The sequence below is a fragment of the Johannesbaptistia floridana genome, assembly GCF_057440575.1.
This window is the reverse complement of record NZ_JALKVM010000123.1, coordinates 1-20443: the sequence shown is the minus strand read 5'-3', so window position 1 is coordinate 20443 and position 20443 is coordinate 1. Positions and strand designations below refer to the sequence as shown.

The window sequence follows — 20443 nt, the reverse complement described above, 5'->3', positions numbered from 1 at the left end:
TAGAAGCATTAAACGCCTCTAAATTTGGTTCTAAACCCTATACCCCCTACCAAGTATTTCTCAAAGCCCTTTATGAATTATTCAAAGAAGATACTTATGTAGGCGAAAGTGGAGAAACAACCCTAGAATTAGCCAACTTTCAACAAGAAGGTTGGGAAAGAGCCATTAAACTAATAGAAAGACACAAAGGTTGTATCATAGCCGATGCCGTTGGCTTAGGCAAAACCTATATGGGTTTACGAGTTTTAGAATACTATTTAACCAAACTTCGTCAACCGAAATATGTACCCCGGGCCTTAGTAGTATGTCCTGCCCAACTCCGAGACTTAATGTGGTCAAAAAAACTAGATGAATTTGGCATTAAAGCCGATATAGTCTCCCAAGAAGAAATTAGCCGGGATAACTTTGATATCAGTCGCTACCGCAACCACGATATTGTGGTAATAGATGAATCCCATAGTTTTCGCAATAGTTCTACTAAACGTTATCATAATCTTCAAAAATTACTCAGTGGCGGTAATCCTAATAAAAGAGTCTTACTACTGACAGCCACCCCGATTAATAACAGTATTTACGATTTATATCATCAAATCTCTCTAATTACTCAGTCTCAAGATACCTACTATCAAGAATATGGAATTAGAAACCTGAATACCTATTTTAAACAACTAAATCAAGGTAGCATTGAAATAACCGAACTATTAATGCAAACCATGGTGAGGCGATCGCGTCTAGACGTTATTAGAAGACAAAAAGCAGGAGAAGAAGTAATAATCGCGGGAAAACTCATTAAATTTCCAGAAAGACAACTAGAAAAATTTACCTACAACTTTGAAGCCTCTTTTCAAAGACTATACGCCGGGATTGCCAACCAAATAGACAGCCTTAATTTAGCTCCCTACAATATCAAAGACTTTAAAACCAAAAAGCAAAAACAAGACAAAACCGAGATTAAGCGCAATAAAGCTTTAGTATACTTACAAAAAGCCCTTTACCTGAAACGATTAGAAAGTTCCATCGCCGCCTTTGAAAAAAGCATCACCAATCAACTTAACTTTCAAGAGAAATTCTACCAAGTTTTCACCCAGGAAAATAAACTACTAGACAGTAAAAACTTCCGCAAATTAATTCTCACCTACGAAAACGAAGAAGAAGATAACCAAGATATAACTCAAGTCATCAACTCCTTAGAGAGTATTAAAATCACAGAATATCAAACACCTCCTTTACAAAAGCAAATAGAAGCAGATATAGAAACCCTAAAACAGATACTAGATAAACTAGAAACCATTAAACAATCTGTAGCCGATGGCAAAGACTATGATCGCAAACTAGAAGCCTTTAAGCAATTACTACTCACCCTCAAAGGTAAAAAAATTATCGTCTTTGATTACTACAAAGATACAGTCAAATACGTCTACCAACAACTAAAGAAAGATTCCACCTGGTTAGAGAATATGGGTAACCCGGTGATTGAGATAATTACAGGAGATACGAAAAACAACCAAAGAGAAGAAAAAGTCAAAAGATTTGCCCCCAAAGCCAACTGTATAGACGAAAGAGAACTAGAAAAATATAGCAACAACCCCATAGACATCTTAATATGTACCGATGTTCTCTCAGAAGGGCAAAATCTCCAAGATTCCGGGTATTTAATCAACCTATCTCTACACTGGAATCCTGTACGCATGATTCAAAGAGCAGGAAGAATTGATAGACTAGGTACAGACTATGAAAACCTGTATATATATAACTGCTTCCCCGAAGAAGGATTAGAAGACCTACTGCAACTAGTAAAAAGACTACAAGAAAGAATCGCCACCATTGACCGAGAAGTAGGATTAGATGCCAGCGTCTTAGGTGAAACTATATCTGAACGTAGTTTAGAAGAATTAATTAAACTCAAACAAGCCGATACTCCCGCAGATAAACAAGCGATTCTCGAAGAATTAACCCAGGTTGCTGAATTAGTCTCTCTGGATAAAATGAGACTCCCCCTCCTAGAATTCATCCAAAACCGCACCCTCAAAGAAATTGAAGAAATTCCCCTAGGGATTCATAGTACATACTCCTTTGGTATACCCGACTATCAATTCCAGGAAGGGGGCTTATTTTTAGCGTTTAAAGCCAGAGATAAACACTTTTGGCGGGTGTATCCCCGTCGCCATGGCACAATTATCACCGATAGCCAACTAGTAGTTACTGACAAAGGGAGAATATTTAACTGGCTGAAGTGTTCTGAACATGATTTTCCCCCTCTAGATGAACTAAAACCTATACCCTTTGACTCAAGTATTTTTCGAGTATTAGACTCCGTAACTCGTCAACTATTAGAAGACTTTCAGAAACAAAAAACCGCCCAACAACTTAAACCAAAACTTAATAAAACCTTAAATAAGATTCATCATCTCCTTACAGATTCTTCCTATCTACAATCACCCGACAGGAATGATAATTTAATGGCCACAATTGATAGAGTAAGTCAAGTTATTACCAATACTAATTTAAAAGCTCACAATAAGGAATTAAAAGGGATTTGGGATAGCTTTACTCAACATGAAAACTTCACTCAAATAGTTTCAGAATTAGACGAATACTTTATAGATAATGAATTATATAGTGAAGTGGAGAACCGATCAAATAGGGATACTTTAGAAATGATTCGTGGAGAAGAAATTCAACTAATCTGTTACCAATGGTTTGTTAATGGTTAGTTATATCATGTCTGTTTAATTAGTTTTGATTTTAGAAAAACCAATCGAGAGATGATTCATAATATATGTAAGTAAATCAATAGTTGTAACATTATAAATAATATACTTGAAATAGTTTTCAGTTTTGACACAACTGGTAGCATGTATCCTTGTTTAACTCAAGTACGTCGTAATCTAAAAACTATAGCAATGAGCGTTGTAGTGTTAACAATATTTATATTTACAGATCCCCCCAACCCCCCTTAACAAAGGGGGGCTTTTCATGATAACTGTAAACATCTATTTGCGAGCTTGCTATACTATTACTAAACTATTGGATGAAATTCCTGGTATCAGAATTGGTATTATCGCCCACGGTGATTACTGTGATCAAGAAACCACTTATGTGATTAAAACATTAGATTTGTCTGGGGATGTAGATGTCATTTGTGATTTTGTTCAAAATGTCGAAAAAACTAGTGGCGGTGATTCCCCAGAATGTTATGAACTTGTTCTCCATAAAACTCAAAATTTTTCTTGGACTGTATCTAGTGCTAAAACTTTAGTATTGATTGGAGACGATATTGCCCACGCCCCTGCTCAAACTCCTGAAAAACTTAACTGGCGCAAAGAGTTAGAAACCTTAATACAAAAAGGAATTACAGTGCATGGTGTACAAGCTTTAAATCGTTCTCATGCAACTCTTTTTTATAAAGAACTAGCCGAAAAAAGTGGCGGATTTCATCTGACTCTGGACCAATTTTCTTATATTACAGACTTGTTTTTAGCTGTTTGTTATGAACAATCATCTTTAGAACAGTTACAAAATTATGAGCAAGAAATTTTAGAAGCGGTTACCTGTAGGAGAAACAGTACGAATAAAACCTAATAATTTAGCAAAATATGTGATATTTGTTCAAAGTACCTCCGCTAATCGTAAGTTAATTGGTGGTACTAAATTTCTTTACGAAGTAGAAGATTGGAAAGGTTAAATCTTAGGGCGATCGCACTCTTGTAGGTTGGGCAGGGAGATAACCCAACAATCTCTTTGATTATCTCTAAAGGGTGTGTGTTGGGTTGCACGACTTTTAACCCAACCTACTCGCTTTGTGCCCAGATCAAGGCTTGCGCCCATCTCTATATCATTTTTAATAATTATCACATAATATTTTATGTATCTCTTGGACTAAAGTCCAACTACGAACCTTGTTTTTAAGTATTTCGATTATTTTGGCAGAAGAATTAAAATTCCTTTGCTATAATACAATAAATATTATGGTTTCAGTTTCAAATGAAAGATATTCAAGTTAGTAAATTTTTAAGTCTAATTTTACGGCATAAACCAGAAATTATTAATTTAAAATTAGACAACCAAGGCTGGGCAAATGTTGATGAATTAATTGAGTTGGCTAATCGTCACGGCAAAAATTTTAACCGCATTCAACTAGAAAAAGTAGTGGCAACTAACGATAAGCAGCGTTTTAGTTTTAATGAAGATAAAACGAAAATTCGCGCTTCCCAGGGACATTCCTTGTATGTAGATTTACAATTACAACCTAGGGAACCTCCTTCTCTTCTATTTCATGGTACAGCAAAACGTTTTGTTGACTCAATCAAAGAAAAAGGATTAAATCCTGGTAATCGTCAATATGTACATTTATCTAAAGATGTTAAAACCGCTTTAGCTGTAGGGAAACGCCATGGGTCACCAATTGTATTATCAATAAAAGCAGAAATTATGTGGCGATCGCACTTTGAATTTTATCTTTCTCAAAATGGTATTTGGTTGGTAAAGTATGTTCCTTCAGAATATATTGATTTTCCCCTATAATACTATAAAACCTGACACCTGACACCTAAAATATCACTGAGTCAAGCCGTGTTTTAGAGCAAAACGAACTAATTCAGTGCGGCTATTAGTTTCAGTTTTGTTAAATAGACGGCTTACATACTTTTCCACATTTCTAACGCTAGTGTCTAGGCGTCTAGCAATTTCTTTATTCATTAAACCCTGGGCAACCAAATCGAGTACACTACGTTCTCTAGGGGTTAATTCAATTTCCATTGGTGGAGGAGTTGACATCAGATGAGGCTGTTGTATCAACATACCCTTAATTTGTTCTAATTCCCGGGCAATTTTCTCTAATTCAGAGTTATCACTGCTATCTTCTGTGAGAGTTTCACGACGGACTAGGAGATTTCTGATAATTGCCTCTAACTCATCGGGATCGAAGGGTTTAGAGAGGTAGGCATCACAACCTGCTTGATATCCCTGAATGCGATCGCTAGTCATTCCTCTTGCCGTGAGAAAAACCACTGGAAGAGAAGCGAAGCGAGAATCAGAGCGCAATTTTTTCAGAAATTGATAGCCATCTACTCTTGGCATCATAATATCAGAGATAACTAAATCAGGAGTCTTTTGTTGTAAACATTCCCAAGCTTGTTCAGCATTACTAGCCACATCTACTTCAAATTCGCCGCTATCTTCTAAATAGGCTTGTACTGATTCACGTATTCCTGGTTCATCATCTACTAATAAAAGTTTTTTCTCTGCTGGCATTTTTTTTGCTTTCTTCTCTAATGGTTAATAACGGGGGAAGAATTTTATCTTAATCTTATTTTAATCTATAGATACCGCATCCACATCAATTGTTTCGCCGTCGGTTTCAGTCTCATCTGTTTCTCTAGGTTTTGAGGATTGGTTCAAACTCTGTGAGATTAAGTTTAATATCTCTGTTGCCAAAATAGTAATAATTGCTAAGTCGTCAACTTGTCCTACTATTGGTATTACGTCTGGAGATATATCCAAGGGACTAAACAAATATACTATACTTATGGCAATTACTAACCAACCGTAACGAGGATTACGAAGTGTTTGGCGATACCAATTATAAAATGATTTCCACAAAATATTCATTTGACTTTTACTCAGATTATGATTTAGTGTCAATATAAATTAACCACTATATCTCTTAGTATAATTACTTCTGTTGATTATCGATATCTCTTCTCAACCTTTGGTCTATTCCGAGAGGAAGTTAAACTCAGACCCTCGCATCTTTACCTAATGTTACTGGTTGGAGTTGAGTTTTGAAGTAAGAAGTCTTGAAGTTTTGAAGTAATAAGTAATGAGTTAAAGAATTAATGCGATCGCGCTTAAAAATTGATTCGGAGCCTGTTGGCCAATTTCTGTACTTTTTTGGGAGTGCAAGATATGAGTTCATGGGATTAAAATCAGGATTGAATGTTTTCTTGTCAATATTTGTACCTATTGAGGGTGAAGACCTGATATCTTATTTTTACCATCAAATTGTAATTACTATTACATCTCAATTATTTTTCCCAAAGAGCAATATTTTACATTTAATCTAGCTATCATAAAATTATTAGCTAAATCAGTGGACAATAGAAACAAATCAGAGTAATATCTATGGAAAAAATTGTTAATCTTATACCTAATAGTCCCATCATCAGTTTTACAGTTCTACTACTAGTTATTTTAACTATACCCCCTCTTTTTGAAAAAATAAAATTACCCGGATTAGTAGGACTGCTATTTGCTGGAGTCATCTTAGGAGGGAACGGCTTACAAATTTTAGATAGTAAGTCAGAAACCATGGAGTTACTATCAGCTATTGGTAAAGTTTATTTAATGTTTGTTGCCGGATTAGAAATAGATTTAGCTGAGTTTAGAAAAAACAAAAATCGTTCTCTGGGATTTGGCTTCGCTACATTCCTTCTACCTTTAGCGGGAGGAACTTTAGTAGCATCTTACAGTGGATATGGCTTAAATTCAGCGGTATTAATTGGTTCTCTCCTAGCTTCCCACACACTCCTTGGCTATCCCATTGTTAATAGTTTAGGGGTAGTAAGAAATGAAGCAGTTACAGTGACAATTGGAGCAACAATCTTTACGGATATTGCCGCTTTATTAGTGTTAGCAATTTGTGTTTCGATTCACTCAGGAGAATTTTCTCTATTTACATTAGTGATTCAACTAACAGTATTAGCTATTTATGCCGCAGCAGTATTATTTGGTTTAGACTGGGCGGGAAGAGAATATTTTCGCCGTAGTGGTGATGAAGAGAGTAATCAATTTCTTTTTGTTTTATTAGCAGTGTTTTTAGCTTCTTTGGGAGCACAATTAATTAATATTGATAGAATTGTGGGAGCATTTTTAGCTGGTTTGGCGGTAAATGATGTGGTGGGTTCTGGTCCAGTTAAAGAAAAAATCGAGTTTGTTGGTAGTACTTTATTTATTCCTTTTTTCTTTGTTGGTATGGGGCTATTGATTGATATACCAGCTTTTATAGAAACTTTTAGTAATGGAAGTACAGCACTGTTAATGTTAGGGATTGTCAGTAGTTTACTAATTACTAAATTTTTAGCTTCTTTAGCAGCAAAGGCAATATATAGTTATCGCTGGGACGAGATGTTAACTATGTGGTCCCTCTCTATTCCTCAAGTAGCAGCTACCCTAGCTGCGGCTTTAGCAGCTTTACAAGCAGTTAATGCCCAAGGAGATACATTAATTGATAAGCCAGTGTTTAACAGTGTAATTGTACTAATGCTGATAACTTCTATTTTAGGGCCGATTATTACGGCTAAAGCCGCTAAAAATTTACCAATGCCTAAAACTAAACTAGAAAATAGACCAGGAGATTGGGGTCTAATTAACAATGCTTGGCAAAATCAAATATCTTACGAAGAATCCCATCGGTTCACCGTAGTTGTTCCTATATATAACCCTCATACAGAAAGATATTTGATAGAAATGGCCGCATTATTAGCTAAACACGAAAATGGCGTAATTGTACCCTTATCAATTGCTATGTCCCATGTACACATGGATGATCCTATTCTTAATGGTGCTTTAAAACAAAGCCAAAGGTTAATTAAACGGGCTCAAGAAATTAGTCAAGAATGGAAAGTGGAAGCTTTACCTAAATTACGGATTGACGATGACGTTGCCCAGGGAATTAGTCGCACAGCTAGGGAGGAAAATGCCAGCTTGATTGTGATGGGGTGGGCTAATACTGTTGGTTTACGTGCTCGTCTTTTTGGAAATGTTATCGATAATGTTTTTTGGTCAGTTCACTGTCCTGTAGCAGTGATGAAACTTTTAGACGATCCCATCAATATTCACAATATTTTAGTGCCAGTAGAAAATATTACTCCTAAAGCAATTACTACCATTCAGTTTGCTCAGTTATTTGCTGATACTAATCACGCTTCGGTTACATTGTTACATGTTTGTGCTCCAAACACCTCTCTAGAACAAATTGCCGCTTTTGAAGCAAAATTAAACCAAGTAGTCAAAGATTTAAAGACGCCTGTAGACTGCCAGATTAAGACTGTCCCCAGTGATTCGGTTGCCGAGGTAATTATTAATCATTCTGTTGATTTTGATTTAGTGATTATTCGTTCGGTAAGACGTCGCACGGCCGGAGGTTTAGCTGTTAGTGGTATTACTGATGAGATGATTAAACAGATTAGTTGTTCTTTAGTTTTATTTGGTGAACCCAATCACCTCAACTAAAGCCAGAAAACTTGCATTATTCTTTTAAGACATAACCGACGCCTCTGACTGTTTGAATAAGGCGTTTTTCTTTTTCTGCCTCTAATTTTAAGCGTAAATAACGGACATAAACCTCAATAATGTTAGAATCTCCCATGAAATCATAGCCCCAAACTCTTTCTAGGATTTGATCTCTTGTGAGTACTTGTCGCGGATGAATCATTAAATATTCCAGTAAATCAAATTCTTTGGCTGTTAACTCAATACTTCGTTGACCACGATAAACCTCTCTAGTGGTACGATTTAGACGTAAATCTCCGAATTGTAGCTGTTGTGGGTCTTCTTCTTGAGTCCGCCGTAAATTTGCTCGTACTCTTGCTAGTAATTCTTCTATACTAAATGGTTTAACTATATAGTCATCTGCCCCGGCGTCTAAACCAGCAACGCGATCGCTAATGTCATCTTTAGCGGTTAAGAGAATTATCGGCACTTGGTCACCTGTAAGGCGTAGACGCCGACAAATCTCTAAACCAGAAATTGCTGGCAACATCCAATCGAGCAAAATCAGATCTGGTTGCATTTCTCTAGCCTTAGTTAAACCACTCAAACCATCGTTAACAACAGTTACTTCATAGCCTTCGTATTTGAGTTCTAACTCAATAAATTGAGCTAGTTTAAACTCATCTTCTACAACTAAAATAGAACTCATAATTTTACTACTGTTTGGGTATTTGGGGTAAATCAGAGGAAATAGGACCTAAGAGACGATTGAGAAGGCGTAATTGTTCCGCAGTTCCCATACAAATTAATAAATCTCCGGCCATTAATCTTGTTTCTCCAGTAGGACCTGCAATTAAATCTCCGCTAACGCGACGAATTGCTAACACTAAAGCCCCGGATTGGGAGCGCAATCTCGCCTCGCTGAGAGTTTGTCCCACACAAGGACACCTTTCTGGGTCTAGTAAAAACTCCTCCAGGTAAAATGAGCGATCGCTCCCTGTGAGAATCCCATCTACAAAGTCCATTACTTGGGGTCTAACAGCTACTGCTGCTAAGCGTTTACCCCCCGTAATATATGGTGATACTACCGCATCAGCTCCGGCCCTTTGCAGCTTTTTCACTGCTTCTTCGGTACTAGCCCGAGAAATAGCACGAATTTTAGGATTAAGAGTCTTTGCCGATAAAACAGTATAAAGGTTTTCAGCATCAGAAGAAAGAGTAGTAATTAAACATATCGCTTGGTTTATTTTTGCTTTTTGTAAAGATTCATCCAATGTGGCATCCCCTTGAATCACGGTATAACCATTATTCTGAGCTTTTTCTACCTGTTCTAATTCCGAATCAACAATTACAAAAGGAACTTTATCGGCGTAGAACTCCCTAGCTACCTGTTGTCCTGTGCGTCCAAAACCACAAATAATATAATGTTTATTGAGAGTATCAATCAAACGTTTTTCTTGCCTCCGTCGAATACCTGCTTGAAAATAGCCTTCTATTAAAGCTTCTGTAAAACGATTAACAATATAACCTATAGTAATTAAACCCAACAAAATTAGGATAATAGTAAATATGCGCCCGCGCTCATTCATCGGTTGAATTTCAGAAAAACCCACCGTAGAGAGGGTAATTATCGTCATATAGGCAGCATCTGTCCAACTCCATCCCTCTATGAGCCAATACCAAGCTGTGCCTAGGCCAAAAATCCCTAGGAGAGTAATGGCGCCTGCTAGTAATTCATTTTTAATTCGTTGATATTTTCCTTCCATGAACTATATAAATACTTGCTTGGTATCAAATTGACTGATTCAAATCCTCAGGTTTAGCTAGAATAATAGGCAGTTGTCAAAAAAACTATATTTTAATAGGAGTCGTTTGTGAGTCCAGAAACTGTTTTAAATCCTGCTATGGTAAATAGCTCTACAGAGACATTTAACCAAACTGAATTTCATCGCTATGTTATGAATACCTATAGCCGCTTCCCTTTAACTATAACCAGAGGTGAAGGTTGCCGACTATGGGATATTGAAGGAAAAGAATACCTGGATTTTGTGGCAGGTATTGCTACTTGTACTCTAGGTCATGGACATCCTGCTTTAATTAAAACTGTAACAGAACAAATACAAAAGCTTCACCATGTTTCTAATCTCTACTATTTACCAGAACAGGGCCAATTAGCTAAGTGGATTGTAGAACATTCATGTGCTGACAAAGTATTTTTCTGTAACTCAGGGGCAGAAGCTAATGAAGCTGCTATCAAATTAGCTCGTAAGTACGCACACCAAGTTTTAGATTTAGAAATACCAGTAATTTTAACTGCTCATTCTAGCTTCCACGGACGTACCCTAGCAACAATTACAGCAACAGCACAGCCGAAGTATCAACAGGGTTTCTCTCCTTTAGTACCAGGTTTTGCTTATGTTCCCTATAATGATATTAACGCTATCGAGAACGCAATTACTGATATAGACGAAGGGAACTCTCGGGTAGCAGCAATTATGCTAGAACCTCTTCAAGGAGAAGGGGGAGTGCGTCCTGGAGATTTAGAGTATTTCTTACGTTTACGGAAAATTTGCGATGAAACCGGAATACTATTAATACTGGATGAGGTACAAGTTGGTGTAGGACGCAGTGGCAAGTACTGGGGTTACGAAAAACTGGGGATTGAACCCGATGTATTTACTAGCGCAAAAGGATTAGCTGGTGGTATCCCTATCGGCGCGATGATGTGTAAAGAGTTCTGTAATGTTTTTGAACCGGGGAACCATGCTAGTACTTTCGGAGGAAATCCCTTTGCTTGCGCGGCAGGTTTAACTGTAGGTCATACTATAGAAGCAGAAGGTATCTTACAAAATGTCGAATCTAGAGGGGAACAACTACGTACTCGTCTGCGGGCGATCGCCTCTGCTAACCCTCAATTAGTTAAAGAGGTACGCGGTTGGGGTCTAATCAACGGTATGGAGTTACAATCAGAATCTGAAATTACTTCGAGTGATATTGTTAAACAGGCAATTGAAGAGGGTTTACTATTAGTCCCTGCGGGTCCTAAAGTTGTACGCTTTGTACCTCCTTTGATTGTAACTGAAGCTGAAGTGGAAGAGGCGGTAGAAAAGTTAACCACAGCAATCAACAAAATTCTCGCCTAGAGTCAGTTTTTTGGCTGTTTTTATGCTCATTGGCCTCAAACCTCGTCAGTGAAGACGAGGTTTACTCAAATTCCTCTAAAACCATATTATTAAAGAAAAAATAATTAATCGTTATCCCAATCGTCAAATAATAATTCATTAAGGATGTATTTTAATTCAGGATCTGTAGATGACAATAAAGTAATTTGATCATTGTCGTCGGATTTAGCTACAAAGAGAATAGGATTAATTGGGGCACAAATATTATATTTTTGTCCTTGAGAATAGAAATTAGCTAACCATTGTAATTCTTCTTGTTCTATGAGGGGATCTTCTTCATCTAGGTCTAAATTCCAAATGTTCTCTTCTTCTAAAGGAGGTAATTCTCCGGTAATGGTTAAGGTATAGGCAGTATTATGGAGTAATAAATTTAATTCTGCTAAGACAGCTTTAGCATCAGGAAAGATAGCAGATATTTCTTCTTGATCTTCAATAATTATTGTTTCTTCCCAGTCAGGATCTTCATCTTCATTATTTTCACATAAAACAACTACAGGAGAGTTACATGGTAATAAAAGTAAATAAGTATGATTTTGGTATTCTAGAGAATTTTCGATATAACAGTCAAGAGAACGCCCATAAGCGTCAAATATAGTTAAGTTATCGTGGTCATCTTGTTCACTGGTTTGAGAAAACTGAGAAGAAGACATAAGAAAGATTAGAGTTTAAATTGGATTACTAAAAAAGAGGATATCATATAATGGATCAACAAGATTTAAGAGATTTATTGAGGTGTCCTATGAAGTTTTCTTCAGTCAAATAATTAGTAAAACAAACATCTGTTAAATTATATTGCAAAGGAGTAATAGTAATATAATTTTGCTGAATGGCTTGAACATCAGTAGGGATAGATGGGGGTAAATGAAGATGATTTGGTTGTTCTATATCTTCAACTAACTCTCCAGCTAACCAATAGTAATTTTTGCCGCGAGGATCTACACGTTTTTGAAAAGTTTCAATGTAGCGTCGTAAACCCTGACGGGTTAAGATACTGCCAGCGATCGCCGTTTCGGGAACAGAGGGAATATTAACATTAAGCAGAGTGGGGTTTTCGGGGGATTTTATGGTTAATTCTTGTAATAACTTAACTGTAAAATTAGCAGCAGGTTGAAACTCATGACTAGTGTAACTAACCAAACTCAAAGCAACACTAGTATAGCCTTCGATGAGACCCTCCATAGCAGCGGAGACTGTCCCGGAGTAGAGAATATCAGTTCCCAAATTAGAGCCATGATTAATTCCAGCCAAGACAAAATCTGGAGGTTCTTCGAGGAGAGCAGAAAGGGCTAATTTAACACAATCAGAGGGGGTTCCAGAACAGGAGAAAGCAGTTACATCAGGGTGAAAAAGAGAATCAATCGCTTCTACGCGAATCGGCTGATGTAGAGTCAAGCCATGACCAGTAGCTGAACGTTCGCGGTCAGGAGCTACTATAGTTACTTTGTGTCCAGAGGCGGCACAGGTATTAGCCAAGGTTCTCAAACCTAGAGCAAAAATGCCATCATCATTACTAATCAATAAATTTAAAGGTTTAGTCATCGAAATAAGCTAAGATACAACGAGGAGGAGTTTAACATCCACCAGGCTCTCTCTTATTTATGGTGATAAGTGTTAACTTATATCTTATATCAAGTTTGGGAATAGGCAATAGAGCAAAAAAGTGTAATTTTCATCACATTTTACCCCATAAACCCCAGAAAACCACAAATTAAAAGCCCGTAATCAATTATACAATGCTAGTGGTAAAGAATTGAATTAACCATGACTACAACTCTCCAAGAAATCGAAATTCAAGTAAAAAATTTACAAAAAACCGCTCAAACAGAGATTACTAGTAGTAAAAGCACAGATGAGTTAGAAAAGCTAAGAATTAGCTATCTAGGCAAAAAAGGTGAACTTTCACAAATTCTCCGCGCTATGGGTAAATTAAGCCCAGAAGACAGACCACGTCTTGGAGAAATAGCCAATAAAGTTAAACAAGAGTTGCAAACACTGTTAGAATCTCAGCGTCAAAGTTTAGAAGCGGCGGAAATAGCAGCTCAACTAGCAGCGGAAAAACTAGATGTAACTATGCCGGGAGTAAGTCGTCCCCTAGGCAACATACACCCTCTTAACGGCATGATTGATCGGATCTTAGATATCTTTGTAGGTTTAGGATATACTGTGGCCGAAGGACCTCATGTTGAGAGTGACTATTATAATTTTGAAGCTTTAAACACTCCAGCAGATCATCCAGCCAGGGATATGCAGGATACCTTTTATTTACCTCACGAAAAACTCCTGAGAACTCATACATCTTCAGTACAAATTCGGTACATGGAAAATAATCAGCCGCCAATTCGTATTGTTGCTCCCGGTAGAGTTTACCGTAGAGATACTGTAGATGCGACTCATTCGGCGGTATTCCACCAGATAGAAATTTTGGCCGTTGACCAGAAACTAACTTTTACTCAACTCAAAGGTACAGTAAAAGAGTTTATTAGACAAATTTTTGGAGAAGACTTACCATTACGATTCCGTGCTAGTTATTTTCCTTTTACAGAACCTTCTGCGGAAGTTGATGTGCAATGGCAGGGAAAATGGCTAGAAGTAATGGGTTGTGGCATGGTAGATCCCAATGTCTTAAAAGCAGTTGGTTATGATCCCGAGATTTATACTGGTTTTGCTGCTGGTTTGGGGGTAGAAAGATTTGCCATGGTCCTCCATGAGATTGATGATATTCGTCGTCTCTATAATAGTGACTTACGGTTTTTACGACAGTTTTAAATAGATCTACAGGAACCCTTTGAGGTAGATTAAAAGTAGTTCATAGGGCTAATTTAATATATGGATAAAAGGAAACTACTTTCAATCATTTCTCACGGAGCTATATTCTTAAGTGCTACATTCGTATCTGTAGGTATACCTCTGGCTATTTTCTTTATTTCAGATGACCAAATCGTTAAAGAAAACGCCAGAGAATCTCTAAATTTTCACCTGAATATTTGGTTTTGGGGAATTATAGCGGGTATTTTAACTTTTGTATTAATTGGGTTGTTATTGTTACCAATTGTAGGTGTTACAAGTTTGGTTATGCCAGCGATCGCTATTTGGCAAGTTTGGAATGACCCCGATAAGGAGTTCAAATACCCTCTAATTCTGCGCATTCTCTAAACTCTAACTTTCAACGGTATGTCCTGCGTTGACGATTATTTCTTTGATGGAAGCTTCCGGGGCTTGAGTATCAACACTGACTGTTTTTGTCTCTAAGTTAACATTTACCTCAGCCTCGGGAAAAGCTTGTTTAATTTCTTTGGTAATCAAGTCTACACAACCTTGGCAAACAATAGAAGGAACTGATAAGTTCATAGACATTATTTAAGACACTCCTTTATAGATAATTAAAGGTTATTATAGCAATGAACAAAATATAATAATGTTGGAACACAGAATTTTTGTGCCCAATCTATCTCTCTATTCGGAAATAAGAATATCACGAACTTGTTGTTCAGTAAGATCCTCATTTGCATCTAGCATTAAAGCAACAACTCCAGCTACTGCGGGAGCTGCCATAGAAGTTCCAGACTTAGAACCTGTTCTATCGTTACCAGGTATTGCTGAGATAATATTGCGCCCAGGAGCTGTAACATAATACAAATCTTCTGCTCCCCGACCAGCATGATTGGAAAAATTACTAATTTGGCCATTTTCATCAACACTTCCCACAGCTATACCTGCTTCAGTGGCAAAGGTCGCTGGATAAAAGCTTGTAGTTGGGTTGCCGCGATCATTTCCTGCGGACATAACTACTACTACATCGTTTCTTGCGGCTCTGGTAATAGCATTTTCAACAGAACTAAAGAAACTGGCATATTGATCTCCTAAGATACCTAAACTAATATTAATTACTTGAGCTCCATTATTAACCGCATAGTTTATTGCCTCAGTTATGCTACTGATGGAAGCTCCTCGATTGTTTCCAAATACATTCAAGGGCATAATTTTAGCATTAGGAGCAACGCCTATCACCTCTTCAGTTCTGTTAGAGATACTTGGATCATCTTGCGCCGCGATTATACCACTTACATGGGTTCCGTGAGAGCCCGAGTCAGTCGGGTCACCATCGTCATCAATAAAGTTCCAACCGTTAACATCATCAACGTAGCCATTTCTATCGTCATCTTTTCCATTATTAGGTATTTCTCTGGTATTTTTCCAAATGTTATCCCTCAATTCTTGATGACGAAGATCAATACCGCTATCGATTACCGCTACCGTAACTCCTCTTCCTGTATAACCTGCCGCCCAAACATCTGGTACATTCATCATATCTAGATGCCAACTGTTACCACCTATATCAGGCTGTTCTTTTAAAGGTCCTCTTTCCAAAGCTTTCGCTACAGCATCACTTGCATCTACCAAACCATAACCTGTAACTGGATCAAATTGTCTCTTTCTTAAGTCATTGAGACTGTAGTTTATTTCCTCTACAACAATGTCAACGGGCGATGATGATGGTGGTTGATTGGAATTTCTGTCCTCTGTACCGGAGACCTTTAACTTATAATCAACACTGGGGCGGTTAGTGAATACTTCTATATAGTAGTTGCCAATACTGTTTTTCGTTGAAATGGTTTCAGTATTAGTTCCTGATTTTCGAGAAGTCTCGATGGGTCTTCCTGTTGTGTCGTAGAGTCGTAAATCAGCATTGTCCGACAAATTATCTAATTCAATATCGAGGTTAACCTCTTTTGATACTCTTATTTTATAAAAATCTTGTAAATCAGTACTTCCAACCCATCCTTCTCTAGTTCTCCTAGTCTTATTTCCAATATTATTGAGGTCTTGAGCTTCATTTATACTCTCACCTGGTTCAAAACTATTTCTTTTCTTCATTGACAGTTGATACATTGTATTTTTATTACCAGAAACCGATACATAGTATTCACCCTTTGTCAATTCCGCTTCTATTGTTTCATCTTCTGTATTGGGATTATTTGAACTCAATAATAATCTATTTCTAGAATCGTAAAGATCAAGTCGAGCATCATCTTGTAAATTACCTAAATTTATTCTTAAATCTGAGTCTCTAGAGATTTCAAATTTATAATAATCTATCGTATCTCCATTACCTACCCAACCTCCTTCTTGATTCCAGTTTTTTAATAATTTTAAATCTTTAGCTGTATTGGGATTATTGCCAGGATTTTCTATTTTATCACTATCAACTACTAGTTTATATCCCGCCTCTTTTTGACTAAATACGTTGATATAATATGTACCCTTAGTTAATTCTGCTGTAATTGTTTCAGTTGAGCTACTGTTCTTATTTGATTGTGCTATAACATTATTCTTATTTTGAAGTAATTTTAGGTTAGCATTGCTTTTGCCAAGGTTGTTAAATCTTAAATTAAATAAAATATCATCTTTTACTGTAAAGCGATAATAATAGTTTTTATTATTATCGGTTATGTTTCCATAAATTATTTCTCTTGCTTTCTTTAGTGCAATATCTTCGGGATTTTGATAACTGTTTGAAGTATTGGAGGACTTTTGAGGGGAAATCAGAAAGTCGTTGTCTTCATCGGAGATTTCAATGTCTTGAATTGATTCATCTGGTGGAGGTGATAACTCAATTCCTGATCCATCTGATGGAGGAGGAAACTCAATTCCTGATTCAACTGATGGAGATGACAACTCAATTCCTGATTCAACTGATGGAGATAATAACTCAATTCCTGAGTCAAATGATGGGGATGATAACTCAATTATTGGTTGTTGACTGTTAAGGTTACTGTTTAGAAGTTCTCCTTCTGTGAGTCCATAATCATTTCCTGAGTTATTTAGGCTACTTGAGTCAAGTAGAGATGTAATTTCTGTGTTGGTTAAAAACATAGCTTTCAATTATTTGCTCAAGATTTTGTTTCTTAGTTATCCTACACTAATTCTATAAATGTTAGCTACACTTTTTTGAAAAAAAATAATGATAGACAGCTAAAAAATCTTTGAAAATCAAGCTATGTAAGGAAAAAAAGAATTTTATATTTTTTTGATTTGTAGCTTTTTTTTTGAGATAACTGCTTAAGCTTTGAGTAAAACCTTATGATGGTAACAAAATTTTACTAGACATCTGGTAACAAATAATACTTTTTTTTAGTACTATTCAGACATAGTACTAATATGGCTACCAACTTAAGCCGGGAAAAGCTAGTTGAGACGAGATAATCCGTTCCCTGGATTTAAAATCTAGGGCGTGGGAAATTATTCTACCATTGTACCTAATAACCTTCCACCCAAAATGTCCCGGTTGACCTCTCTAGTCCTAATACTTATAGATTGAGTAGACATTTTTTAAGAGCTAGGTTAAAGTGGATATGACTTTAAATAAACATAATTGAACCTCAAGATGGATAATCAAGGGGAAAAACCGACGAAAATTAGATCTTTAGAAGATGCCATTAAGCGTTGCCAAGAATTAGGAATGCGGGTCAGCCGTCAAAGACGGTTTATTTTAGAATTACTTTGGCAAGTAAAGCAACATTTATCAGCTAAGGAAATTTATCAACTGTTAAATGAACAAGGGAAGGAAATTGGTTATACTTCTGTTTACCAAAATTTGGAAACTTTGTCATGTCAAGGAATTATTGAATGCCTAGAAAAATGTAATGGGAGACTTTATAGTTGTTTTAATGATGTTCACAGTCACATTAATTGTCTTGATACTCAACGAATTATCGATATTCAAATAGATTTACCTCCAGAGTTGATTCAAAATATTGAAGCTAAAACAGGGGTTAAGATTGTAGAATACAATATTAATTTTTACGGGTATCAAAATCGCTCAATCCCAGAAGACCAATAGATTTCCTCAAGTAATAATCAATTAGCTAGAAGTGAAAAACTGCACAATTAAGTATCTTTCTTCCTAGTAAGGTCAATGGTAATGGTACCAGAAAAATCAGGAATGGGAGGTGAAAGTTTTGATAGGTGTATGCGGACTTGATTAACTAGTGGAAGTAGTAAAATCTCACTGGCGATCGCCGATGCTAATTTTTCTACCAGTAAGAATTTATTAGTTTGAATTTGGCGTTTAACTAAGTCAATCACCTGGCGATAATCAAGAGTATCCTCTAGGCGATCGCTTTTACCTGATTTACTCAAATCTACCCACAGAGTTAAATCTACTTCAAACCATTGACCTAAAGTTTGTTCTTCTGGTAAAAAACCTGTATATCCATAGGCACGAATTTTATTTATTTTAATAGTATCCATATTTTCTTATGACTAAACTAATCGCCCTAATTACTGATTTTGGCTTAGAAGACATTTATGTAGGAGTAATCAAAGGAGTAATTGCCAAAATTAACCCTAATATCTCTGTAATCGACATTACACATCAAATCCCTCCTCAAAATCTCCTAGCCGCTAATTTTGCCCTAGTAAATGCCTGTAATTATTTTCCTGATTCTACCATTTATGTTGGTGTTATCGACCCTGGAGTAGGTAATCGCCGTCGCTGTATCGCCTGTCACTGTCAGGGAAATAATTACTTAATTGGTCCTGATAATGGTTTATTTACAGGAATTATGAAGCATTTAGGAGTAATAGAAGCTATAGAACTAAATAAATCTCAATATTGGCTTAATCCACAGCCTAGTTACACTTTTCATGGTAGAGATATTTTTGCCCCGGTGGCGGCACATTTGGCTAATGGGGTACTATTTACCAAATTAGGCAGTAAAATTCCTGTAGATAGTTTAGTCAAACTACCTCTACCCAGTTACAATTTAAGCGCCGACAGAGTTGAAGGGATGATTCTGTATATAGATCATTTTGGCAATTTAATCAGTAATATACCAGAAGCAGTAATAGTAGGAAAATCTTGGTTTGTTATGGTTAATGAAACTAGAGTTAACCACCAAAAAACTTATAGTAATGTAGCCGCAGGAGAATTACTAGCCTTAGTTAGTAGCAATGGTTGGGTAGAAATTGCCCTGAATGGTGGCAATGCTCAACAAAAGTTAAAATTAAATATAGGAGATAAAATTATAGTGAAATTTGAGTGATTAGTCATGATAACATCTCAATCAGCTACAGAAACGGAAGTATATCAAGGGCAATTCGGTGAATTTACCATTGAAAAAAGCGATCGCCGAGAAGTAATTATTTATCGTCTAGGTTTAACTATTGCTTCTGTGTGTCTTACTCTAGTTACCATAGAATTATTATTACTAGCTGATAATCCAGTTATTATTAATTCTATCTCCCCCTTGTTTTTCATTTTTTCCCTTAGCTTAGGCATTAGTTTAATTACTATTCACATTTACTTAGCCCCCTTAAAAAAACTCTTACAAGTATTTTGGTGGGTTGGTAATTGTACAGGGATTCTTATCCTAAGTTTAATTCAAGAACCCTTAGCTATATATGTATATGAACATCCCCTAACTTTACTAGGAATAGGTTGGCTGTTTGCTGCTTTAACGGGAGTTTACTTCAAAGAAGGGTTTTGTTTTGGACGTTTAGAAACAAAATTACTGACGCCTCTAGTACCACTATTACTACTAGGACATTTGTTTAATATTCTATCAGTAACAACTGAAAAAATCTTACTGGTGAGTTGGGCGGTTTTATTTACTATTTTTGCTGTGCGTAAATTAACTCAAGCAATTCCCCCAGATATCGGTGATAAATCAGTTTTTGCTTATTTAGCTCAAGCAAAAGCTAAAAACGAGGGTTAAAAAAGTTAATGCAATTTATCGATTATATAGCAATTTCCGTTTTAAAATGGGTGTCTGTTGCCTTAACCTCTGTACCTCAGGAGATGGAAAAATCATCTGATTGCCCTGAGATTAGTAAAGTTTGGGGGTTGGTTGAATATAAACTACAGTGGAGTTTAACCATAGAAGCCTGGTTAATCATTTTACTAATTATTACTATAATTATTGCTATAGTTATGGGCACAATTCAGCCATTTTTAGCAGTATATAAACCTCTAGAAGCAGATACCCTAATTGTAGAGGGCTAAATACAGTTGAAAAATATTTACTCATTACTGCTAAAACTTGCTCATT

Annotated in this window: 20 protein-coding genes; 11 read left to right on the top strand and 9 right to left on the bottom strand. The window is 36.4% G+C overall.

The window, feature by feature from the left end:
- From MW688_RS08885 to MW688_RS08875, 3 genes are all read left to right on the top strand, one after another.
- Positions 1-2714: helicase-related protein (locus MW688_RS08885; protein WP_486735609.1), on the top strand; the 2714-nt coding region annotated here is incomplete at its 5' end.
- Positions 2715-2976: 262 nt separating this feature from the next.
- Positions 2977-3582: a vWA domain-containing protein gene (locus MW688_RS08880; RefSeq protein ID WP_486735608.1), complete on the top strand. Its 606-nt coding sequence runs from the start codon at positions 2977-2979 to the stop codon at positions 3580-3582.
- 402 nt (positions 3583-3984) lie between these two features.
- Positions 3985-4524, top strand: coding sequence for an RNA 2'-phosphotransferase (locus MW688_RS08875; protein ID WP_486735607.1), 540 nt, complete (start codon positions 3985-3987; stop codon positions 4522-4524).
- A gap of 33 nt (positions 4525-4557) precedes the next feature.
- Here the strand turns inward: MW688_RS08875 and MW688_RS08870 are convergent, their stop codons facing one another.
- Both MW688_RS08870 and MW688_RS08865 read right to left on the bottom strand, forming a co-directional pair.
- Positions 4558-5253 carry a response regulator transcription factor gene (locus MW688_RS08870; RefSeq protein ID WP_486735606.1) on the bottom strand — a complete coding sequence of 232 codons (696 nt, stop codon included), beginning with the start codon at positions 5251-5253 and terminating at the stop codon, positions 4558-4560.
- Between the two features lie 60 nt (positions 5254-5313).
- On the bottom strand, positions 5314-5610 hold the full coding sequence (locus MW688_RS08865; protein WP_486735605.1) for a YkvA family protein: 297 nt from the start codon (positions 5608-5610) through the stop codon (positions 5314-5316).
- A 513-nt stretch (positions 5611-6123) separates the two neighbouring features.
- Here MW688_RS08865 and MW688_RS08860 point away from each other — a divergent pair.
- The gene (locus MW688_RS08860; RefSeq protein WP_486735604.1) at positions 6124-8232 is read left to right on the top strand and encodes a cation:proton antiporter; all 2109 of its coding nucleotides are present in this window, start codon (positions 6124-6126) and stop codon (positions 8230-8232) included.
- Between the two features lie 16 nt (positions 8233-8248).
- Here MW688_RS08860 and MW688_RS08855 read toward each other — a convergent pair whose 3' ends face one another.
- Both MW688_RS08855 and MW688_RS08850 read right to left on the bottom strand, forming a co-directional pair.
- Entirely contained in the window at positions 8249-8920 is a 672-nt protein-coding gene (locus tag MW688_RS08855) for a response regulator transcription factor (RefSeq protein ID WP_486735603.1), read from the bottom strand.
- 7 nt (positions 8921-8927) lie between these two features.
- Positions 8928-9977, bottom strand: coding sequence for a potassium channel family protein (locus MW688_RS08850; protein ID WP_486735602.1), 1050 nt, complete (start codon positions 9975-9977; stop codon positions 8928-8930).
- Positions 9978-10085: 108 nt separating this feature from the next.
- Between MW688_RS08850 and MW688_RS08845 the strand changes: the two genes are divergently transcribed.
- Positions 10086-11354 carry an acetylornithine/succinylornithine family transaminase gene (locus tag MW688_RS08845; RefSeq protein WP_486735600.1) on the top strand — a complete coding sequence of 423 codons (1269 nt, stop codon included), beginning with the start codon at positions 10086-10088 and terminating at the stop codon, positions 11352-11354.
- A 104-nt stretch (positions 11355-11458) separates the two neighbouring features.
- On the opposite strand, the gene MW688_RS08840 is transcribed toward MW688_RS08845, so the two are convergent.
- Together MW688_RS08840 and surE are read right to left on the bottom strand one after the other, a co-directional pair.
- Positions 11459-12043, bottom strand: a complete 585-nt coding sequence (locus MW688_RS08840; protein ID WP_486735599.1) for a DUF3727 domain-containing protein — start codon at positions 12041-12043, stop codon at positions 11459-11461.
- Positions 12044-12098: 55 nt separating this feature from the next.
- Positions 12099-12932, bottom strand: a complete 834-nt coding sequence (gene surE / locus MW688_RS08835) for a 5'/3'-nucleotidase SurE (RefSeq protein ID WP_486735598.1) — start codon at positions 12930-12932, stop codon at positions 12099-12101.
- Positions 12933-13154: 222 nt separating this feature from the next.
- Here surE and pheS point away from each other — a divergent pair, with 222 nt between their 5' ends.
- Positions 13155-14159, top strand: a complete 1005-nt coding sequence (gene pheS / locus MW688_RS08830) for a phenylalanine--tRNA ligase subunit alpha (RefSeq protein ID WP_486735597.1) — start codon at positions 13155-13157, stop codon at positions 14157-14159.
- A gap of 60 nt (positions 14160-14219) precedes the next feature.
- Positions 14220-14546 carry a DUF4870 domain-containing protein gene (locus tag MW688_RS08825; RefSeq protein ID WP_486735596.1) on the top strand — a complete coding sequence of 109 codons (327 nt, stop codon included), beginning with the start codon at positions 14220-14222 and terminating at the stop codon, positions 14544-14546.
- Between the two features lie 3 nt (positions 14547-14549).
- Here MW688_RS08825 and MW688_RS08820 read toward each other — a convergent pair whose 3' ends face one another.
- Both MW688_RS08820 and MW688_RS08815 read right to left on the bottom strand, forming a co-directional pair.
- On the bottom strand, positions 14550-14747 hold the full coding sequence (locus tag MW688_RS08820; protein WP_486735595.1) for a heavy-metal-associated domain-containing protein: 198 nt from the start codon (positions 14745-14747) through the stop codon (positions 14550-14552).
- A 99-nt stretch (positions 14748-14846) separates the two neighbouring features.
- On the bottom strand, positions 14847-17267 hold the full coding sequence (locus MW688_RS08815; RefSeq protein ID WP_486735594.1) for a S8 family serine peptidase: 2421 nt from the start codon (positions 17265-17267) through the stop codon (positions 14847-14849).
- Between the two features lie 511 nt (positions 17268-17778).
- Here MW688_RS08815 and MW688_RS08810 point away from each other — a divergent pair.
- On the top strand, positions 17779-18234 hold the full coding sequence (locus MW688_RS08810; RefSeq protein WP_486735593.1) for a Fur family transcriptional regulator: 456 nt from the start codon (positions 17779-17781) through the stop codon (positions 18232-18234).
- 47 nt (positions 18235-18281) lie between these two features.
- Here the strand turns inward: MW688_RS08810 and folB are convergent, their stop codons facing one another.
- On the bottom strand, positions 18282-18644 hold the full coding sequence (folB, locus tag MW688_RS08805) for a dihydroneopterin aldolase (RefSeq protein ID WP_486735592.1): 363 nt from the start codon (positions 18642-18644) through the stop codon (positions 18282-18284).
- Positions 18645-18652: 8 nt separating this feature from the next.
- Between folB and MW688_RS08800 the strand changes: the two genes are divergently transcribed.
- The 3 genes from MW688_RS08800 to MW688_RS08790 are packed head-to-tail and all read left to right on the top strand — an operon-like array spanning position 18653 to position 20397.
- Positions 18653-19438: an SAM hydrolase/SAM-dependent halogenase family protein gene (locus MW688_RS08800; protein WP_486735591.1), complete on the top strand. Its 786-nt coding sequence runs from the start codon at positions 18653-18655 to the stop codon at positions 19436-19438.
- A 6-nt stretch (positions 19439-19444) separates the two neighbouring features.
- Positions 19445-20110, top strand: coding sequence for a DUF2301 domain-containing membrane protein (locus MW688_RS08795; protein ID WP_486735590.1), 666 nt, complete (start codon positions 19445-19447; stop codon positions 20108-20110).
- An 8-nt stretch (positions 20111-20118) separates the two neighbouring features.
- Complete coding sequence (locus MW688_RS08790; protein ID WP_486735589.1) at positions 20119-20397, top strand: hypothetical protein; 279 nt, start codon at positions 20119-20121, stop codon at positions 20395-20397.
- Positions 20398-20443: the final 46 nt, after the last annotated feature.

Coding starts and splice junctions, on each gene's coding strand:
- MW688_RS08825 (WP_486735596.1), top strand. CDS start 14,220: ATGGATAAAAGGAAACTACTTTCAATCATTTCTCACGGAGCTATATTC.
- MW688_RS08875 (WP_486735607.1), top strand. CDS start 3,985: ATGAAAGATATTCAAGTTAGTAAATTTTTAAGTCTAATTTTACGGCAT.
- folB (WP_486735592.1), bottom strand. CDS start 18,644: ATGGATACTATTAAAATAAATAAAATTCGTGCCTATGGATATACAGGT.
- MW688_RS08860 (WP_486735604.1), top strand. CDS start 6,124: ATGGAAAAAATTGTTAATCTTATACCTAATAGTCCCATCATCAGTTTT.
- MW688_RS08790 (WP_486735589.1), top strand. CDS start 20,119: ATGCAATTTATCGATTATATAGCAATTTCCGTTTTAAAATGGGTGTCT.
- MW688_RS08800 (WP_486735591.1), top strand. CDS start 18,653: ATGACTAAACTAATCGCCCTAATTACTGATTTTGGCTTAGAAGACATT.
- MW688_RS08850 (WP_486735602.1), bottom strand. CDS start 9,977: ATGGAAGGAAAATATCAACGAATTAAAAATGAATTACTAGCAGGCGCC.
- MW688_RS08840 (WP_486735599.1), bottom strand. CDS start 12,043: ATGTCTTCTTCTCAGTTTTCTCAAACCAGTGAACAAGATGACCACGAT.
- MW688_RS08865 (WP_486735605.1), bottom strand. CDS start 5,610: ATGAATATTTTGTGGAAATCATTTTATAATTGGTATCGCCAAACACTT.
- pheS (WP_486735597.1), top strand. CDS start 13,155: ATGACTACAACTCTCCAAGAAATCGAAATTCAAGTAAAAAATTTACAA.
- MW688_RS08870 (WP_486735606.1), bottom strand. CDS start 5,253: ATGCCAGCAGAGAAAAAACTTTTATTAGTAGATGATGAACCAGGAATA.
- surE (WP_486735598.1), bottom strand. CDS start 12,932: ATGACTAAACCTTTAAATTTATTGATTAGTAATGATGATGGCATTTTT.
- MW688_RS08815 (WP_486735594.1), bottom strand. CDS start 17,267: ATGTTTTTAACCAACACAGAAATTACATCTCTACTTGACTCAAGTAGC.
- MW688_RS08820 (WP_486735595.1), bottom strand. CDS start 14,747: ATGTCTATGAACTTATCAGTTCCTTCTATTGTTTGCCAAGGTTGTGTA.
- MW688_RS08810 (WP_486735593.1), top strand. CDS start 17,779: ATGGATAATCAAGGGGAAAAACCGACGAAAATTAGATCTTTAGAAGAT.
- MW688_RS08795 (WP_486735590.1), top strand. CDS start 19,445: ATGATAACATCTCAATCAGCTACAGAAACGGAAGTATATCAAGGGCAA.
- MW688_RS08855 (WP_486735603.1), bottom strand. CDS start 8,920: ATGAGTTCTATTTTAGTTGTAGAAGATGAGTTTAAACTAGCTCAATTT.
- MW688_RS08880 (WP_486735608.1), top strand. CDS start 2,977: ATGATAACTGTAAACATCTATTTGCGAGCTTGCTATACTATTACTAAA.